14 protein-coding genes are annotated in these 14,800 nt (G+C 74.0%); 1 reads left to right on the top strand and 13 read right to left on the bottom strand.

Features of this window, described 5'->3' with window-relative positions:
- Nucleotides 1-152 precede the first annotated feature (152 nt).
- Nucleotides 153-1,526, top strand: a complete 1,374-nt coding sequence (locus ABZ898_RS04795; RefSeq protein WP_361652780.1) for an NAD-dependent succinate-semialdehyde dehydrogenase — start codon at nucleotides 153-155, stop codon at nucleotides 1,524-1,526.
- 39 nt (nucleotides 1,527-1,565) lie between these two features.
- Here ABZ898_RS04795 and ABZ898_RS04790 read toward each other — a convergent pair whose 3' ends face one another.
- From ABZ898_RS04790 to ABZ898_RS04730, 13 genes are all read right to left on the bottom strand, one after another.
- Complete coding sequence (locus ABZ898_RS04790; RefSeq protein WP_361652778.1) at nucleotides 1,566-2,255, bottom strand: zinc ribbon domain-containing protein; 690 nt, start codon at nucleotides 2,253-2,255, stop codon at nucleotides 1,566-1,568.
- A 496-nt stretch (nucleotides 2,256-2,751) separates the two neighbouring features.
- Entirely contained in the window at nucleotides 2,752-3,321 is a 570-nt protein-coding gene (locus tag ABZ898_RS04785) for a phage tail protein (RefSeq protein ID WP_361652776.1), read from the bottom strand.
- Nucleotides 3,318-5,276, bottom strand: coding sequence for a putative baseplate assembly protein (locus tag ABZ898_RS04780; RefSeq protein ID WP_361652774.1), 1,959 nt, complete (start codon nucleotides 5,274-5,276; stop codon nucleotides 3,318-3,320). The genes ABZ898_RS04785 and ABZ898_RS04780 overlap by 4 nt, the downstream gene beginning before the upstream one ends.
- A complete protein-coding gene (locus ABZ898_RS04775) occupies nucleotides 5,276-5,698 on the bottom strand; it encodes a GPW/gp25 family protein (RefSeq protein ID WP_031181818.1) in 423 nt (140 codons plus the stop codon). Before ABZ898_RS04775 ends, ABZ898_RS04780 begins: the two co-directional genes overlap by 1 nt.
- On the bottom strand, nucleotides 5,695-6,015 hold the full coding sequence (locus ABZ898_RS04770) for a PAAR domain-containing protein (protein WP_361652772.1): 321 nt from the start codon (nucleotides 6,013-6,015) through the stop codon (nucleotides 5,695-5,697). Before ABZ898_RS04770 ends, ABZ898_RS04775 begins: the two co-directional genes overlap by 4 nt.
- A 44-nt stretch (nucleotides 6,016-6,059) precedes the next feature.
- Nucleotides 6,060-7,880: a VgrG-related protein gene (locus tag ABZ898_RS04765; RefSeq protein ID WP_361652770.1), complete on the bottom strand. Its 1,821-nt coding sequence runs from the start codon at nucleotides 7,878-7,880 to the stop codon at nucleotides 6,060-6,062.
- On the bottom strand, nucleotides 7,877-8,599 hold the full coding sequence (locus tag ABZ898_RS04760; protein ID WP_361652768.1) for a LysM peptidoglycan-binding domain-containing protein: 723 nt from the start codon (nucleotides 8,597-8,599) through the stop codon (nucleotides 7,877-7,879). Before ABZ898_RS04760 ends, ABZ898_RS04765 begins: the two co-directional genes overlap by 4 nt.
- 54 nt (nucleotides 8,600-8,653) lie before the next feature.
- Nucleotides 8,654-9,079 (bottom strand): phage tail protein, encoded by a 426-nt coding sequence (locus tag ABZ898_RS04755; RefSeq protein ID WP_361652766.1) that lies wholly within the window; start codon nucleotides 9,077-9,079, stop codon nucleotides 8,654-8,656.
- Between the two features lie 81 nt (nucleotides 9,080-9,160).
- Nucleotides 9,161-10,657 (bottom strand): hypothetical protein, encoded by a 1,497-nt coding sequence (locus ABZ898_RS04750; protein WP_361652762.1) that lies wholly within the window; start codon nucleotides 10,655-10,657, stop codon nucleotides 9,161-9,163.
- Nucleotides 10,658-11,978: 1,321 nt separating this feature from the next.
- The gene (locus tag ABZ898_RS04745) at nucleotides 11,979-12,137 is read right to left on the bottom strand and encodes a DUF6760 family protein (RefSeq protein WP_361652760.1); all 159 of its coding nucleotides are present in this window, start codon (nucleotides 12,135-12,137) and stop codon (nucleotides 11,979-11,981) included.
- Nucleotides 12,134-12,631 carry a hypothetical protein gene (locus tag ABZ898_RS04740; protein ID WP_361652758.1) on the bottom strand — a complete coding sequence of 166 codons (498 nt, stop codon included), beginning with the start codon at nucleotides 12,629-12,631 and terminating at the stop codon, nucleotides 12,134-12,136. The genes ABZ898_RS04745 and ABZ898_RS04740 overlap by 4 nt, the downstream gene beginning before the upstream one ends.
- On the bottom strand, nucleotides 12,628-13,068 hold the full coding sequence (locus ABZ898_RS04735; protein ID WP_355198899.1) for a phage tail protein: 441 nt from the start codon (nucleotides 13,066-13,068) through the stop codon (nucleotides 12,628-12,630). The genes ABZ898_RS04740 and ABZ898_RS04735 overlap by 4 nt, the downstream gene beginning before the upstream one ends.
- 48 nt (nucleotides 13,069-13,116) lie before the next feature.
- Nucleotides 13,117-14,676, bottom strand: a complete 1,560-nt coding sequence (locus ABZ898_RS04730) for a phage tail sheath family protein (protein ID WP_361652756.1) — start codon at nucleotides 14,674-14,676, stop codon at nucleotides 13,117-13,119.
- Nucleotides 14,677-14,800 lie beyond the last annotated feature (124 nt).

The raw sequence follows: 14,800 nt of genomic DNA, 5'->3' as shown, positions 1-14,800 counted from the left end.
ACCTGCGTGTGGCGCTCCCCGGCGAGCGCGTCCGGCGGATCTCGGACAGCCTGGTGGAGGGAGTGGCGGGTAGGAGCGGCACACACCTGGTGCGCGGCCTCCGCACGCCACCACCGACCGCGGTTCCAGGACCGGAGATCGAGAGGACCCCCATGCAGCAGTACCGGATCGTCAACCCCGCCACCGGCGAGACCGTGCGGGAGTACCCCACCGCGACCGACGCGGAACTGCGCGAGGCGCTCGCGCTCGCCGATGAGGGGCAGCGGGAGTGGGCGGCGCGGCCGCCCGAGGAGCGCGCGGCCGTGCTGCACCGGGTGGCCGATCTCTACGAGGAGCGCCGGGACCGGCTCGCCGCGGTCATCACCCAGGAGATGGGCAAGCCGGTCGGCCAGGCGCTCGGTGAGATCGACATCGTCGTCTCGATCTACCGGTACTACGCCGACCACGGCGAGGAGTTCCTGAAGGAGGAGGAACTGGACGTCGCCTCCGGCGGCCGGGCCGTCGTCCGCAAGGAGGCCGTCGGCACCCTGCTCGGGATCATGCCGTGGAACTTCCCCTACTACCAGGTCGCCCGGTTCGCCGCGCCGAACCTGATGCTCGGCAACGCCGTGCTGCTCAAGCACGCCCCGCAGTGCCCGGAGTCCGCGCTGGAGATGGAGCGCGTCTTCCACGACGCCGGTCTGCCCAGGGGCGCGTACGTCAACATCTTCGCCTCCAACGAGCAGATCGAGGACGTGATCGCCGACGACCGCGTCCAGGGCGTCTCCCTCACCGGCTCCGAGCGCGCGGGCGCCGCCGTGGCCGAGATCGCGGGCCGGAACCTGAAGAAGGTCGTGCTGGAGCTGGGCGGCTCCGACCCCTATCTGATCCTCGGCGTCTCGGACATGGCCCGTGTCGTGCGGAACACCCTCCAGGGCCGCATGTTCAACGCCGGGCAGGCGTGCAACTCCGCCAAGCGGATCATCGCGCTGGACGAGCACTACGACGACTTCGCCGGGCGGTACACCGAGGCGGTCCGGGAGATCGTCCCCGGTGACCCCACCGACCCCGGCACCTTCATGGGCCCGCTCTCCTCGGAGAGGGCCTTGGAGACCCTGGACGAGCAGGTGCGGGACGCCGTCGACAAGGGGGCCACCGTCCTGGCCGGCGGGCGCCGCATGGACCGGCCGGGCGCCTGGTACGAACCGACCGTGCTCGCGGGCATCACGCCCGACATGCGCGCCTACAAGGAGGAGCTGTTCGGTCCGGTCGCGCTGCTGTTCCGGGTCGGCTCCGAGGACGAGGCGGTCGACTTCGCCAACAACTCGCCCTACGGGCTGAGCGCCTCGGTGCAGACCGACGACCCGGAGCAGGCCGACCGGGTGGCCCAGCGCCTCGCCACCGGCATGGTGTTCGTCGGCGGCCCGGCGGGCACCGCGGCCGAGCTGCCCTTCGGCGGGGTCAAGCGGTCCGGCTTCGGCCGGGAACTGGGCCGCTTCGGCATGGAGGAGTTCGCCAACCACAAGCTGGTCCGCATCGTCCGGTGACCCCACACCGGTGCCACGAACGGCCCGGCCCCGGGGACGTCACGTCCGCTGGAAGAACTCCACCTCCGCCAGCGCGACGTGCCGTCCGCCGGACAGGCCGACCGGGGCGCTGAGCGTCAGCCGGACCGTGGTGACGCCGCTCATGCCGACGGCGAAGGGCTGCTCGCCCGGCTTGTCGCTCAGGTCGAGCTCCTTGTGCCGCACCCGGCCGTCCTCCGAGGTGACCTCCATGTCCAGGTGGAGGGCGCGGGCCTGGGTGCCGTAGTCCTCGGCCTTCCTGGACGCGCCGTTGGTGACGATCACATCCACGAAGCGGAAGGGCTTGGCGAAGGTGTACGTCACCGACGCGCCCTTCCCCGGGATCGCCCAGTAGCGGTTGCTGAGCCCGTCCGTGGTGAGCCGGGCCCCGTGGCCCGGCAGTTCGGCCGTCGCGACGACCCGGGACGGGCTCACCGCCCTCGGCTTGCCCAGCTTGTCCCGCGTGTCCTCCACCAGATGCCGTCCGGCCGGGAGCAGCAGGAACCCCGCCACCCCCAGAGCCAGGATCACCGCGAGGACGACCAGCAGTCGCACCAGCCGGCCGGACCCGCCGCGCAGGCGCCGCAGCGGCCACACCGTGCGCCACCACGGCAGCCGCTGCGGCGCCGCGGCGGCCGTCAGCGGCGCGGCGCACCGGCGGCAGAAACGCCGGTACGCCGGGTTCGGCGTACGGCAGACGGGACACGGCACACCCGAGGTGTCCTCCTCCGCCGCGACCGGGCGGACCACCGGCCGGGGCGCGACCGCCTTGGCCGGCTTGACCGGCTGCGGTGCCGCCGGGCGAGCCGGCGGCTCGGGGGGCGGGGCGGGCGCGCGGGGCGGTTCCGGGGCGGGTTCGGCGGGCGCCGGGGCGGGCGTCCCGGCGGGCGGGTCCGCTTTCCCAGCCGCCGGCTTCGCTTCCCCGGCCGCCGGCTCCGGCCCGGGGGCCTGCTCCGGCTCGCGGGCCGCGTCCGGTTCCGCCGGGGCAGCCGGTTCCCCGACCGAAGCCGAAGCCGAAGCCGAAGCCGAAGCCGAAGCTGAAGCCGAAGTCGAGGCCGAGGGCGCGGACGGCTGCGCCGCGGGCTCACTGCCCCGCCCCCGTCCTCGCGCCGTCTCCTCCGACCAGCCGAGGTAACTCCCGCAGTTCCAGCAGAAGTCGTCCGTCGCCTCGTTCGAAGCCCCGCAGGCGGGACACTCGCGCATGACGTCACTCCCCTTCGCCGGAGTCGGCGGGTGCGGCCGGGAGGATCTCCACCCGGCACCGCGTGTGCACCGGGCACAGCGCCCGGACCAGTTCGTGGACGCGCGACTCCTCGACCGTCGCCGCCCTGCCGGGCCACACCCGTACGACGATCTCCGCGTCCGGCGCGGGCGGCAGCTCGCTGCCGGGGGTGCGGGACCACAGCGCCGAACCGTCACCGACGACCTCGGCGCGCACCCCGAGGATCAGGTCCAGCGCTTCCAGCAGGCCGCGCGCGGTGCCGCGCCGGCGGTGCAGCTCCATCGCCCGGACCGCGGCCTCGCGGCGCAGTTCGGCCGGCCAGCGCGGATCGTCGACCCCGCCCACCCAGGAGGCGAGCCAGGCCACGAAGTCGGCCGGGGCCACCCTCGGGTCGAGGTAGGCGGGCAGGTTGTCCAGGGTGCTGAACACCGGGGCCAGGACCGTGTCGAGGCCCGCGGTGAACCGCTGGGCGAAGTCGTCCTCGGCGTACAGCGCGGGCAGTTGGCCGCCGATCGGATGGCGGCTGGGCAGGCCGGGGATCGCGGCGCGGCTCATGCGCGGGCCTCCGGCTCCGCGGCCGTGACGACCACCTGGTGCTGGTACGGGAAGACCAGCGCGCCCGCGCCGATGTCGACCCGGTCGACCGGTGCGCCGCGCCGCCCGGTCACCGGGTCGGCGGGGAACAGCCGGATGTCCTCCACCAGCACGTCGCCCACGGCACGCTGGAGGACGCCGAACACCTCCCCGTACTGCACCGGCCGCCCGAACGGCCAGCCGGTGCCGTCGGGGCCGCCGTGCAGCGGGTCCAGGTGGTCGTGGAGCGCGGCCAGGGCCGTCGCGCGCACCCGGTCCGCGACGGCGGCGGGCGCGGTGAGCCGGGCCACCACGGTGACGCCCTGGTAGACCGGCGGTTCCACGACGAGGCGGGTGCCGATCAGGCGCCGCTCGTCCAGCGCCCCGGTGATCGCGGCGAGCACCTGGTCGGACGGGATGAGCTGCTCGAAGCGGACCCGGCCGTCGTCGTCGGGCACCGCGTCCGGGACCACCAGCACCCGTACCGCGCCCGGCTCCCCGGCGGCGGGCAGACAGCGCACCCGGCGCACCGAGGGCGCCGCCTGCCGCGCGATGATCTCGTGGTCCTCGGCCGTGACCGCCCGCTCCTGCATGCGCAGCGCCTGCGGGGCGCGCAGCCGGGCGTTGGCCACCGTCTCGCCCGCGACGCCGCCGCGGGCCGCCTCACGGTTGCCGACGCGGGCGACGTACGGCACCGAACTGCGCAGCACGTTGATCGCGCCGCGCGCCACGTTGCCCGCCGGTCCGCCGCCCGTGCGGTAGCGGGCCACCCGCACCTGGGCGCCCTTGGGCGGCACCGCGCCGCACACGCGCAGGGTGCCGTCGGCCTCGCGCAGCGCGGGCGGGAAGCCGAACTCGCCCGAGGTGGCGTCGACCCGCACGTGCCGGTCCTCCGGCCCCGAGCGGCCGAAGTGCTCGACGATCTGCCAGCGCTGCCAGCCGTCGGCCGAGGACACCTCCACCACCGGCGGTTCCCCGTCGAGCAGCACCGGCGGCCGGTCCAGGCGGAACGTCTGCCCCGCGACCCCCTCCGAGACGCCGAGCGGCACGTCCGCGACCGTCTCCGCGTGCTCCACCGTCATGGTGCCGCCCACCGTGAACACGGCGGCCTCCCGCACGGTCGGCGACTCGGAGTAGAAGGGCTGGCCGGGTTCGGCCGGGACGACCCGGCAGCGCAGCCAGCCCGCCCGCGTCCCGCCGATCACGGACGCCGTGTGCGAGGCGGGCATGTACACCGTGACCTCGCCGGGCCGGTTCAGACCGCCCGTGGTGTCCTCGCCGGTCTCGCACCGCAGCCAGCGGGTCCCGTCCCACGCCTCCCAGGCCAGCGGGGGCTGGCGCGGGTCGACGCCGACGCCCTCGACCCGGCTGTCCAGCCGGACCGCGACCACACAGCGCGGCACCGCCGCCGGCAGCCCGAACAGCAGCGCGTCCCCCGGCTCGGGCACCGGCTGGAAACAGGGCACGTCGTGGCCCTCGGCCAGCGCGTTCGTCCGGTCGGTCTGCTCACCGCCGCGCGGAGCCGTCACCAGCCGGACCAACTCGCTCGGCACGATGCGCAGTTCATCGGTCGTGGCGAAGACGACGGCGTCCTCGTCCTCGCCCGCCGCCGTCGTCACCTCCGTGCCCGCGCTCAGCGTGACCGTCTCCGGCTGCGGCGCGGAGAGCCAGAAGTCGACATCGGCGGCCGCCGCCGAGGGCGGGAACAGCCGGATGCCCAGCAGGTCCAGGAACGCGAGGTAGTTCTTCTCCGGCACCCGGTTCAGCCGGTACAGCAACTGGTCCACCAGGTAGGCGAACGTCTCGATCAGCGTGACGCCGGGGTCCGACACGTTGTGGTCGGTCCACTCGGGAGCACGCTGCTGCACATACCGTTTCGCCTCGTCGACGAGCTGCTGGAAGCGCCGGTCGTCCAGATTGGGGGAGGGCAGGACCATCAGTCGCCGACCACTTCCTCGACACCCTCCTCGGAGGGGATCGTGTAGAACGGAAACACCAGATTGCGCCGGTCGTTGGTGGAGCGCACCGTGTAGTGCACGTCGATGTAGAGCGTCCCGGCGTCCACCGCGTCGAAGGCCACCACGACGTCGTCCACGGAGATCCGCGGCTCCCACCGCTCCAGCGCCTCCCGCACCTGCTGCGCGACCCGCCCCGCCGTGTCGCCGTCGCCCGGCGCGAAGACGTAGTCGTGGATGCCGCAGCCGAACTCCGGCCGCATCGGCCGCTCGCCGGGCGCCGTGCCGAGGACGAGCCGGATCGCCTCCTCGATCTCCCGCGCCCGCTCCACCATGGCGATACCGCCCGTGGGGCCGACGCGCAGCGGGAACGCCCAGCCACGGCCGATGAACCGCTCGCTCACAGCACGCCACCTATCTCCACGCTCAACTCACCCATCACGATCTGCGCCTGGCACGCGGTCTTGTCGCCCATCCGCGCGGCGGGCAGGCCGCCGATCAGCACGCCCTCGCCGGCCAGGGCCATCGGATCGGGCACGATCACGTTCAGCGGTCCGGTGGCCGCGTGCGGCGGGACCACGCACACGTGCAGGCTGCCCACGACGGCGGCCGGGCGGCCGCCGATGAGCACGGTCGCCACCCGCGCGGCGGCCGCGGGCGGCGGAGTGGTGATCCGGCCGCCATGGCTGGTCGGATCACCGGTACGGGCTGCGGCCGGCATCGTGCACTCCTCGGTATTCGACAACAACAGGCATGCGGGCGGGCTCAGTTGATCCTGATGAGCTTGGCCTTCAGGACACCCAGCAGACCGCCGTCCACCTCGACCGACGAACGCCCGGAGACCGCCACGGCCCGCCCGGACACGGACACCCGCGACTGGCCCTCCAGCACCACCCGGCGTCCCTTCAGCATCACCTGGCCCTGAGGCGCGCTCAGCGTGATGTCCTGCTTGTCCATGACCACGGACGTCCCCGCCTGCCCCGGCGACCGGTAGACGGTGATCTCGATACGGTCCTCGCGGTCGTCCATCCGCACCTCCAGACGCTTGTCCGCCGTGACCAGGCGCAGCCCCGAGGGGCCGGGCCGGGGAGCGTCCAGCAGCTCCAGCCGGTGCCCCGAACGCGACACGAAGGAACGCCGGTTGACCTTGCCGCTGGTCCTGTCGACCAACGGCACGTCGTGCTTCGAGGGCTTGTCCACCCCGTTGTAGAGCCCGCCCAGGACGTACGGACTGTCGAGCAGCCCCTGCTCGAACCCGACCAGCACCTCGTCGTTCACCTCGGGGCTGACCACACCGCCGCCGCCCTTGCCGCCCCACTGCACCGTGCGCACCCAGTCCGAGACGTAGGTGTCGTCCAGCCAGGGGAACTTGAGCCGGACCGCGCCCTGTTCGGCGCCGCCCGGCTCACGCACGTCGGTGACGACACCGATCGCCAGACCCGGGATGCGCGGACCGCGCGAGCCCGCCCCGGCACCGGCCAGCCCGGTCAGCGAGGGGTCCTGGCGGGGGCTGACCCACAGGGTCGTCCGGTACCCGCCGTGCGGCTCCAGCACGTGCTGCACCGCGGTCGCCGTGTACCGCCCCGAGAACGCCGGACCCACATTGCCCAGCGCCACCGCCTTGCCCGCGTGCAGTGCCGGATTGCCGGTGGTCAGCGCCTCCAGGTCACCGTAGGAGGCGCTGACCTGCTCGGCCGTCGCCCGCGCCACCGCCGCCGCCTCCGCCTGCGTCCGGTAGGGGGTGTCGGCCACCGTCACCTGGGTCTTCTTCCCGAACCGGTTCACCGACGCCGGGCCCAGACCGGGCACGACCGTGCCGCTGGTCACCGACGCCTGCTCGGCCACCACCGCCCGCTTCGTGGTCACGTCCCAGCCGCGCACCTGCACCTTCTGCGCCGCGTCGGCCATCGACAGCGACGCCCGCAGCGCCAGCAGGTTCCGCCCGTACTCCAGCACCAGCGGGCTGCGCGTCGCGGGCGTCGACGGTGCGGGGGCACCGGACGCCTTCACCGGGCGGGTGAACTGCAGGACACCCTTGGCGTCCACCCGTACGTGCGCCCCGCACTCGGCCGCCAGGTACTGGAGGAACTCCCAGTCGGAGACGTTCGCCTGCGAGAGCTGCTCGTGCGTCACCGCAGGGGCCTCCACCTTGCCGCAGGCCAGCCCCGCCGAGGCGGCGACCTTGCGCACGATCGCCGCGACCGTCATGTTCCGGTACGCCACGACCTTGCGGCCCCGCTGCAGCCGGTGCGCCTTGGAGTAGGCCCGCAGGACGGTGAACGTACCGGTGCCGTCCCGGTCCAGCTCCAGCGCCGTGACCTCGCCGCTGAACAACGGCTCCCGCGCCTGCCCCTTCACGGTCACCACCGACACGCGCAGCGGCGTGCCGATCGTGACACCGGTCGCGGCGAGGAACTCGTGCTGCGGATCACGGTAGGTGAGCACCGCCGTGTCCGGCAGCCCCACGCTCTCCTCCACCACACAGCTCACGAGCTGCGTCGCCCAGGTCGGCGGCAGCTCTCCCGGCGCCTCGACCACCGGATCGGCCGCGAACGACCGCACGTCCCCCGACTCGGCGGCCGTCACGACTCCTCCTCGTACCCGGCGTCCCGCAGTCCGGGCACCACCAGTTCGGTCCCGGGCTCCAGCGCCATCGGGTCGTCTATGCCGTTCGCCTCGGCGATGGCCCGCCAGGCCGTGGCGTCCCCGTACTCCCGCCAGGCGAGCATCGCCAGGCTGTCGCCCGCCACCAGCGTGTGCGTGCTGCGCGCCGTCCGAGCGCCCGAGGTGGGGTTCTGCCCCGGCGGGTCGACGCTCGCCTCCTCGATGGACAGCGAGCAGGTGGCCCGCAGCGGCTTCCCGTCCACGTCGAACAGTGTGTACGACACCGACAGGCTGGACAGCACCCCGTCGAACGACGTCGTGCGCGCCGTGCCCCACTCGAACCGGACCCACGGGCTCGCCGGCTTCTTCCGGCCGAGGCTCGCCTGCGTGGGCACGCACGCCTTCATCAGCTTCTCCACGGCCTGCTCCACGGAGTTGTCGTGCGTGGCCGTCGCGTCCAGGAACACCTCCAGGCTCAGCACCCGAGGACCACTGCCGACGAACTCCGGCAGCGCCGACTCGCCCGCCATGCGCGCCGGGGTGCGCCGCCACTCGGTGGACTTGCTCAGCTCCAGCGTCGACGGGTTGAACTGGAGGTCGAGCCGCGCGAGCGTGCCGCCGGGCCGGGCGCCGACGGAGGCCGGCGGCTCCTTGAGCGTGAGCTGAGCCCTGGCCCGGCTGGCGCGGACCGATGGGGACATGGGGCTTTCCTTCCTGGGGGACGAGGCTTCGACGGGGACCGCGAGGGCAGGGGGTCAGGACGGGACCAGACCCTCGTGCGCGATCTCCAGCGTCTCCACCGCCGCCTGCGAACTGGCCGGGTCGAACGACGGGCCCTGCCAGCGCACCGGCACGATCCCGTACACCTGCCAGCCGATGATCCGGCTCAGGTCGGGCCGCAGCGCCACGATCTCGCCGTCCTTGGGCTCCACCCGGCGCAGCGTCTCGTCCAGCCAGCGGCCGATCTTCGCCGTGTCGGCCGTGACGGGCCGGGTCAGCGTGATGTTCGACCAGGTGACCCGGCCCGGCAACTGCCACGTGAAGGCGTTGTTGCCGCCCTCCGCGTACGTCTCCATCTCGACCTGGGCGCCCATCCCGGAGCAGGTGTGGAAGGCGCCGAGGTCGTTGCCGCCGATGTTGAGCCGGAAGAACACGCTCGTGGCGAAGATGTTGTCCGTCATGCTGCTCGGGTTCCGTCCGTGGTGCGTGCGGTGGTGGTGGAGGGTCGGGCGTGGAGCGGGTCTGGCGTGGCGGGGCGGGCGTCAGCGACGGCCGTCGAAGGGTCGGCCCGTACGGTCCCGGCCCCGGCGCAGTTCGGCGCGCAGGAGACGGGAGACGGGGTCCAGCAGGCGGCGGGCCAGGTCGTCGAGGTCGGGGGCGGACTCGGGGGCCGGGGGCTTGGCCCGGCTGGTGCTGTCGGTCCGCTGCTTCACGTTCTGGGGGGCGGCGGAGCCCTGGGCGGGCGGGGTGGTGGTGCCGCCCTTGTCCCGCTGGATCTGGGGGTGGACCGCCGGGGACACGGGGTGCGGCGCGGCGGGGGCGGTGCCGGTGTCCCGCTGGATGCGCGCGGGCCGGACCAGGGGAACAGGGGTCGACGGGGTGGCCTCGCGGGCGGGGGCGTTCGCCAGGAAGGGCTGCACGGCGGGCGGTTGGGGCGCGGTGACCGGGAGAGGGCGTGGCGCGGGGGCGCTGGGGGCTGAAGCCAGGGGAGCGGGGCGCGCGGTACGTGCGGGGGAGGGGGTGACCGGGGGCTGGGTGGCGCGCTGGACGGGCGCGGGCGTGTGCGCTCCCGCCGTCTCGCGTGCCCAGCGAGCGGCCACGACCGGACGTCCGGCGGGCCCGCGTCGCGTGGGCGCGGCTGTCGGGGATGCCGACTCGGTGCTGAGGGTGAGCGGGCGGGCGGGGAGGAGGTTCAGCGTGGGGGACGGCTCGGCGGCTGTGGGCGCGGGGCGACCGGTGAGGGTGACGGCCCGGGCCATGACCAGGGGGGTGGTGGCGGGGGCGGGGCGTGCCGAGGCCGGGGCGGTGCCGGGTGTGCGGGGGCTCGCGGGGGGCCGGAGGGTGCCGGGCGCCTGGCGGGGTTGGGTGTCCGGGCGTGCCGGGGCCGCCGTGGGGCCGGGCGTGCTGGGGCGTGCCGGGTTCTGGGCGGTGCGGGACGTCTGGACCGTGGGCGTGACCGGACGGGCGGGGGTCAGGGGGACCGAGCCCTGGCCGGTGGCGCCTATGGCACCTGTGGCACCTGTGGTGCCGGACGTGCTCGGGCGGGCCGAAGTCGGCGGTACGGAGCCCCGGTCGCTGCCGGACGCCTTAGGGGCCGGCGTGCCGGGACGTGCCGTGGTCAAGGGCACCGCGCCTTGGCCGACGCCGGGGGCGGGCCGGTCGGGGGCCGTGGCCGGACGTGCGGGACTCCGGTCGCTGGAGGCCGTGGCCGGAGAGACGGAGGTCTGGCGCTCCGGGGCACCGAGGGTCGGGCGGTCGGGCGTACGGGGAGCGGCCGGGGCGCGTTGTGCCGTACGACGCGTGTCCTCGGGGCGTGACGCCGGTGACGGTGTGCGGCGCGCGGGGGTGTCCGGACCGGTGGAGCCGGGGTTCTCGTGCGCGGGGGTGCTGGGTCGGGCCAGGGTCAGGGGCGCCGGGGCTGCGGTCGGCGTGGCGTCCGTGGTCGTACGGCGCTGCACCAGAGCATCGGGCGGTGATGCGGGGGTGGTCGGGGCGGCGGGCGTCGGCTCGCTGGAGGCGTCGGGGTTCCGGTCACCCAACAGGGGTTTGTGAGATGCCTGTTGAGGTGTCGGGGCGGTGGACCGCCGCACCGGGTTCCGGCCGGGCCGCTGCCTGCTTCCGGGTACGTCGGCCGTGGGCGGAAGCTCCGACAGGGGTGCTCCCAGCCCGGTCCGGGGACGGGGGGCCGGGGGAGCTGTCCGGCGCCGCGAAGGCTCGGTGGACGGGGCGTGCCGATCACCGGGCGTCGCTTCCGCCCGGCTCTGGACCACGGGAAGAGCGGGCCCGGCAACGCTTCCCTCGACAGCCTGCCGCTTCATCGGCACGGCCGTCGAGGGGAGTTGGGACATGGGCTCACCCAGCGGCGGACGGCTTCCCTCGCGCCGCTGGACCGTGGCCTGTTCCGACGACTGCTCCGCCTGAGGGGCCCGCTGCTGCGGCTCGGCCGACTCGGAAGCGGCGGTCGGTACAGGCGCCACCCGGCGCACGGGACCGCCGGGCCGCCGGGCGACGATCAGTGAGCGGCCGGTGGGAAACGGACGGACGGACGCGGTGGAGGAGGTTCGCTCGGAGTCAGTGCCGGGTGATGTCGAAGCCTTCGTGGGACCGGTAACAGCGCCTGAGTGCACTGCACTTGCCGGTCCGCCCGCCCCGCCCGTACGAGGGTCCACCACCGCGACGCGCCGCACCACAGGGAGCGACGCCCGCGCGGCGGCGGTCGGCGTCGTCGCCGCCCGCTGCACCTGAGCCTCCGACGCACCCGCGCCCAGCACGGCCGGAGATGCCGTGGACGTGAGCCCCCGCTGCCCCTCGACAGGCGCTGGGACCTCCGACGCGTCCCGGCCCCGCCGCACCGTAGACGCACCGGCGCGCCCGCCCCCGGCACCCTTCCGGGACGCCGAACCGGACCCCGCGGCCGGCTCCTGCCGGGGGCGGCCGGACACGACCCGCTCCAGCCGCTCGCCCGCCTCGGGCGCGGCCTCCTCCGGTTCCTCCCGCCGGACCGCCCGCAACAGAAGTGGTCCGCCCCCGCCGAAGGTCGCTCCGGACCCCGAGGACGTCCGCGCGACCCCGCGCACCAGACCGGCCGGTGCCGAGGGCAGCACGCCGTGCGCGAGCCCCGTGTCGAACGAAGGGTCCCGCCAGGCGGCCAGCCCCGAGCGGAAGGCCAGACCGTCACTGACCGCCAACGGCGCTCGGGCCAGCGTCAGTTCGGGGGCGGAAGCCGCACGCCAGCCGCCGTCCCACCCCTCGGGCACACCGGAGCCGGCTTCCGTCCCCTCGGTGGGCACGGAAGCCGGACCCGCGCCTTCAGCGGCGGGCAGCCGGGGGCGACGTAGCCTGTCTCGCCATCCCATGGGTTCAACCGCCTTCGTTCACGCGGGTGTTGATGCGGGCGATCTCGGAGACCCACTCCCGGCGCTCGCCGTGGGTGAGATCGAGGATCTCCTCGCGGCTCCAGTGGAAGTGGTAGGCGACGTACGCGATCTCCTCCCGTAGCCGGGGGAGCGCGTACGTCACGATTCCCCCAGGCGCCCACCGGAGAGGTCGACCTCAAATCCGCCCTCGCAGTGCGGGCAGGTGACCGCCGCACGCGTGTGGCCCTCGCTGTTGACGCGCCGGTAGAAGTCCTGGAGGAACGCGACGTCGGTCGCGTACATCCGCTCCACGACCCCCGCGTGCACGTCGGTGACCGTGCCGATCCGGGTGATCACCTGGCTGAGCAGCACGACACTGAGGTAGGCGGGGTTCTCCTTGACCCGCAGGTCGATCTGCGGGCGCAGCTCGTCGCGGGCCGTGGCCAGCCGCATCGCCCCGTGCCGGTGCACGGTCCCCGCCTCGTCCACGTACCCGCGCGGCAGCTCGAACTCGAACTCCGTGCGCAGCGCGGGCTCCTGGCGCGGGGGAGGCGTGGGCGCGAACGGCTTGGACACCGCCTCCGCCTCGCCCTTGGCGGGCGCCGTCGCCTGGAGGATCTCGTCCAGGTTGCCCGCGGTCACCGTACGGCGCCTCATTCGACGATGATCTCCTCGAACACGATGGTCACGGACTCGGTCGCGGCCGACGACTCGCCCGCCTTGAGGGACGGGCCCTCCCACTTGGACGCCCAGCCCTGCATGAGCTGGATGCGCCGCACGGTCTCACCGGTGGAGTCCTTGATCTCGATGGTGAGGTTCTGCCGCGCCGTGTCCACCGCGCCGTTGTTCAGCGTCTCCTTGATCCACTGGGTGAACTCGCTGCTCTGGTCGAGTCCCCGGGTGATCGTGATCTCGCCGGCCTGGCGGGCGCCCGGCTGCTTGCGGATGATCTGCTTGCCCTCGGAGCTGACCTGCCGGACCTCGACCACCTCCTCCTCGACGGTCAGGCCGCTGATCTCCTGGATGGATTCGACCAGGTAGCCGCCGAGCTGGACGCCGAAGATATGGGTGGAAAGAGCATCGCCCTCAGCCATGACTGTGTGTCACCTTTCTGGGTGGGGTAAGTGCCGGAGCGAGTCGGGTCACTCGTCGACGAGGCTGGTGCTGTCGGAGAACTGCGCCAGCCGGAACACCACGAACTCGGCCGGCTTGACCGGCGAGACACCGATCTCGCAGACCACACGTCCCTGGTCGATGGACTCCTGCGGGTTGTTGTCCCGGTCGCACTTGACGTAGAACGCCTCGGCCGCCGTCCGCCCGAACAGGGCGCCCCGGCGCCACTCCTCGGTGAGGAAGGCGCTGACGTTGCGCCGGATGCTCGACCACAGCCGGTCGTCGTTCGGCTCGAACACCACCCACTGGGTGCCGAGCAGGATCGACTCCTCCAGGTAGTTGAACAGCCGGCGCACGTTCAGGTAGCGCCACGCCGGGTCGGAGGAGAGCGTGCGCGCGCCCCACACCCGCACACCCCGGCCCGGGAAGGTGCGGATGCAGTTGACGCCGATCGGGTTCAGCAGGTCCTGCTCGCCCTTGCTCAGCCGGCGCTCCAGGTCGACCGCGCCCCGGATCACCTCGTTCGCGGGTGCTTTGTGCACCCCGCGCTCGGCGTCGCTGCGCGCCCACAGACCGGCGACGTGCCCGCTGGGCGGGACGGTGATGTTGCGCCCGGCGCCCGGGTCCAGCACCCGCACCCAGGGGTAGTACAGCGTGGCGTAGCGGGAGTCGTAACCCGCCTCGTCGTTGCGCCAGTTGCGGACACCCTGCGCGGTCAGGCCGGGCGGGGCGTCCAGGACGGCGACCCGGTCGCCCATCTGCTCGCAGTGCGAGATGACGGCGAGCTGCACCGTGCGCAGGCCCTCGGCGTCGATGTCGCCGCGCTGGTAGGCGCTCATCAGGTCCGGGACGGCGACCATCGTGATCTCGTCCACGCTCTCCAGACCGGCGAAGCCGGTGCGCGCGTCCGCGTCGCCCACGTACTCGGCCGAGTTCAGCCGGGCCACCTGGCCGGAGGCGGCGGGCGCGGGCGCGGCCGGGGCGTCCGGCACGGAGATCGTCTGCGCGGCCGGACGGGTCGCGTTCCCGCCGCGCTGCTCGGTCACCTCGATCAGCTTCGAGCCGCGCGCCTGGTTGGGCAGGTAGCCCTTGACGTTGCGGCGGGTCGAGGCGTCGTAGGTCTCGGCGACCTGCTCGCCCTGGCGGACCAGGACACGGAAGCGGTCCTCCGGCGGGTTCTCGCCCTCGGGGTCGGCGATCTCGATGGAGACGCCGCTCACGCCGGGCCGGGCCGCGATCTGGAAGCCGCCCACCTCGACGGCGAGCGCCGCCTGCTCGCGCCGCGCGCTCCCGCCGTCGCCGGCCGGGGCGGAGGAGTCCTCGGCGGAGCCGCCGATGCGGACGACGTAGGCGGAGCCGCCGCCGTTGGCGAAGTAGCCGTAGACGGAGTGCGGCAGGTAGGCGCCCTGCACGAAGCCGCCGAACAGCCGGGTGTACTGGTCCCAGCTCGTCACCAGGGTCGGCTCGTGGAACGGCCCGTCCTCGGCGAAGCCCACGAACGCGGCGACCGCGGTGCCCACACCCTCGATCGGGCGAGCACCGGACTGCACCTCCTCCACGTAAACACCTGGGGTGAGGTACGTCGGCATGCTCGCTCCTTCACGGTCCTGCGGTACGGGTCTCCTCCACCCTCCCTCCGGCCGCGACCGCACGCAGGGGACATCGGGCCCTGCCCGGGGGCAGCCCGGCTGCCCGCACGGGCGGGCGGGCCGC

This window comes from Streptomyces sp. NPDC046860 (assembly GCF_040645115.1).
In the GTDB taxonomy this organism is placed as follows: Bacteria; Actinomycetota; Actinomycetes; order Streptomycetales; family Streptomycetaceae; genus Streptomyces.
Note: the sequence above shows the minus strand (reverse complement) of the source record. Positions and strands in the feature narration are given on the sequence as shown.

Excerpts from the sequence above, each read along its gene's own strand:
- ABZ898_RS04795 (WP_361652780.1), top strand. The coding sequence starts at position 153 with ATGCAGCAGTACCGGATCGTCAACCCCGCCACCGGCGAGACCGTGCGG.
- ABZ898_RS04785 (WP_361652776.1), bottom strand. The coding sequence starts at position 3,321 with ATGAGCCGCGCCGCGATCCCCGGCCTGCCCAGCCGCCATCCGATCGGC.
- ABZ898_RS04780 (WP_361652774.1), bottom strand. The coding sequence starts at position 5,276 with ATGGTCCTGCCCTCCCCCAATCTGGACGACCGGCGCTTCCAGCAGCTC.
- ABZ898_RS04770 (WP_361652772.1), bottom strand. The coding sequence starts at position 6,015 with ATGCCGGCCGCAGCCCGTACCGGTGATCCGACCAGCCATGGCGGCCGG.
- ABZ898_RS04760 (WP_361652768.1), bottom strand. The coding sequence starts at position 8,599 with ATGTCCCCATCGGTCCGCGCCAGCCGGGCCAGGGCTCAGCTCACGCTC.
- ABZ898_RS04755 (WP_361652766.1), bottom strand. The coding sequence starts at position 9,079 with ATGACGGACAACATCTTCGCCACGAGCGTGTTCTTCCGGCTCAACATC.
- ABZ898_RS04740 (WP_361652758.1), bottom strand. The coding sequence starts at position 12,631 with ATGAGGCGCCGTACGGTGACCGCGGGCAACCTGGACGAGATCCTCCAG.
- ABZ898_RS04735 (WP_355198899.1), bottom strand. The coding sequence starts at position 13,068 with ATGGCTGAGGGCGATGCTCTTTCCACCCATATCTTCGGCGTCCAGCTC.
- ABZ898_RS04730 (WP_361652756.1), bottom strand. The coding sequence starts at position 14,676 with ATGCCGACGTACCTCACCCCAGGTGTTTACGTGGAGGAGGTGCAGTCC.